This is a genomic window from Psychrobacter sp. ANT_H3 (assembly GCF_027919975.1).
In the GTDB taxonomy this organism is placed as follows: Bacteria; Pseudomonadota; Gammaproteobacteria; order Pseudomonadales; family Moraxellaceae; genus Psychrobacter; species Psychrobacter maritimus.
The window spans coordinates 1-2234 of sequence record NZ_JAQISM010000023.1; the positions used below are offsets into that span (position 1 = coordinate 1).

Sequence of the window (2234 nt, forward strand, 5' to 3'; positions counted from 1 at the left end):
TGTGAGCGAATACGAAAAAAAGTCAAAATCATATCCCCTAAAATCATTCCCACCATCCCTGTAATCAAAGTAAACAATGAAACTAAAGAGGAAGATCCGTGAATTTTTTCAGATAAGTCTAACGCAAATGGTGTCGATATTGAACGGGCCATCAAGCTATAGGTCAAGGTCCTATCAAAATGGAACAAGCCAGCGAATATATATATGCTTAAGACTCCCACCACCATCCCAACAGTTATAGAAGCGGTCAAAGCCAAAGCATGTTGACGTATTAAACGACGATACTCATAAATAGGTATAGCAAACGCAACCGTTGCGGGGGCAAGTAACTGCACAATCCAAGCTGTATCCTTCCAATAAGTATCATAAGAGATATTAAAAATAATCATTAATGAAAGCGTTATTACTGGAACCGTGATAGCAGGGTTTAGCCAAGATTTTCGATAGCGCACATAGATTACTTTAGCCATATAATAAGCAGCTAATGTCCAAATGAGACAAAGGATTGACCAAGTATTCATCGCAAATACTCACGCATTATTATCATTTTTTAGGTTTAATTGGGCTTTATGTATCTGATGACGATACAATCTACGTTGCAAACGGCGCCCCATGATAAAAGTTAATGCTGAACTTAACATCACCATCGCGGTACTCAAGATAATTGTCAGCATTAATTGCCATCCCTGACTGACAAACAGCGCCTTATACTGAAGTATTGACATCATAAGCGGGATAAACATTAATACTAATTCACCCAAAACAAATTTTGCACCCAATCTGACCCAGTTAACCTTAATAGCACCACTCATTAATAAGATCAGCATTAAAAGCACTCCTAAGACGCCTGAGGATACGGGTAAATGCAATAACTCAACCAATATCGCAGCACAATACCAGACAGCTGCGATAATAGCGCATTGCATAAGGACATGAAGCAAGGGTTGACGGTAAAACTTTTGAAGTGTAAGTTTTTTTTCAGCTACAAAAGAGAGGAGTAAGCGAATATTAAGATTACGCATAATAGTTGTTGTTTGTTAATTAGAGACCACTTATTATAAGAACACTACAGTCATAAATTATGAATTATATTTTTATTTTTATTCCTAATTTCTATAATAAATTTCATTATCCTTCCTAACTGTGGTTTATTATTTATGATAACTTTGAAACAATTACGCTGCTTTGTGACAGTCGTAAAAACAGGTGGGTTTCTTCAAGCCAGTATTCAACTCAATTTAACCCAACCTACCGTTACCAAATCCATCAGTAATCTTGAAGAACATTTAGGCGTAGCTCTGTTTGATAAGCCTTTAACTCATAAAAAGCGGCGAGTTAATTTAACGGAAATTGGCGAAAACCTCTATATTCAAGCAGTGGATATCTTACAAAAGGCAGATAATCTTGAACAAACAGTAGTAGATTATCAGCAATTTATAGGTGGTAAATTGCGTCTGGGGATTTCACCGCTAGGCAGTGAAATACTAAGCAAAGCTATTTTTAACTTTTACCAAATGCATCCTAGTATAGAAACTTCACTTATCGAAGATGGTGCTGAGTCACTTAAGCAGGCCCTTCTAGAGGGGCAACTTGATGTGGCAACATTGATGAAGCCGATTGACGATGATATTGACTACTTGTCGATATGTTGCTATCCAGTGGTGGTCGTAGCAAATAAGAACCGTATGGGTAAGCAAAAAACCAAGGTAACACTTAAGTCACTATCGAATGCACCCCTAATTTTATTTGCCTCCAATTCATCATTTACTCCGATGATTATAGAAAACTGTCAATCACTAGGTTTTGAACCTAATATTATTTGCCAAACCAATCAGTGGCACTTGCTTCTTGACATGGTAAAACAGGATATGGGCGTGACTCTTTTGCCTCAATATTATACTCAAAAGTTGGATTTAACAGGATTAGTCTGCTTGCCACTAACCCAACCTCAGTTAAAATGGGAGCTTGTCATGGCTTGGCGCCGTCATCGCTTGCTTACACCAAGTATGCGAGCTTGGCTTGATAACATAAGAAAAAATATATAACCAGGCTTTGATAATGCTTTGGCTGAAACAGGGAATAGGTTATACAAAACAGAGGTAATTGAATATTTAAAAGCAGATTGGCAAGGTTTAGCGAATGTACAACTTGCGACATTGAATTGGGTAGATCGGTTCAATAAAAAGCGTATACACAGTGCATTGGGCTATGTATCGCCTTTTGAGTTTGAGAGC

Annotated in this window: 3 protein-coding genes and 1 pseudogene; 2 read left to right on the top strand and 2 right to left on the bottom strand. The window is 37.6% G+C overall.

The genetic code is table 11. The features are described 5' to 3' along the window. On the bottom strand, window positions 1-521 hold a 521-nt coding region (locus tag PG901_RS11145), incomplete at its 3' end, for an LrgB family protein (protein ID WP_271134428.1). Between the two features lie 9 nt (window positions 522-530). Then, window positions 531-1022, bottom strand: coding sequence for a CidA/LrgA family protein (locus PG901_RS11150; RefSeq protein ID WP_201563750.1), 492 nt, complete (start codon window positions 1020-1022; stop codon window positions 531-533). A gap of 135 nt (window positions 1023-1157) precedes the next feature. Here PG901_RS11150 and PG901_RS11155 point away from each other — a divergent pair, with 135 nt between their 5' ends. Both PG901_RS11155 and PG901_RS11160 read left to right on the top strand, forming a co-directional pair. Beyond that, window positions 1158-2045 carry a LysR family transcriptional regulator gene (locus PG901_RS11155; protein ID WP_271134429.1) on the top strand — a complete coding sequence of 296 codons (888 nt, stop codon included), beginning with the start codon at window positions 1158-1160 and terminating at the stop codon, window positions 2043-2045. 6 nt (window positions 2046-2051) lie between these two features. After that, window positions 2052-2234 (top strand): annotated as a pseudogene (locus PG901_RS11160) (integrase core domain-containing protein); the annotation flags it as partial.

Excerpts from the sequence above, each read along its gene's own strand:
- PG901_RS11150 (WP_201563750.1), bottom strand. The coding sequence starts at position 1,022 with ATGCGTAATCTTAATATTCGCTTACTCCTCTCTTTTGTAGCTGAAAAA.
- PG901_RS11155 (WP_271134429.1), top strand. The coding sequence starts at position 1,158 with ATGATAACTTTGAAACAATTACGCTGCTTTGTGACAGTCGTAAAAACA.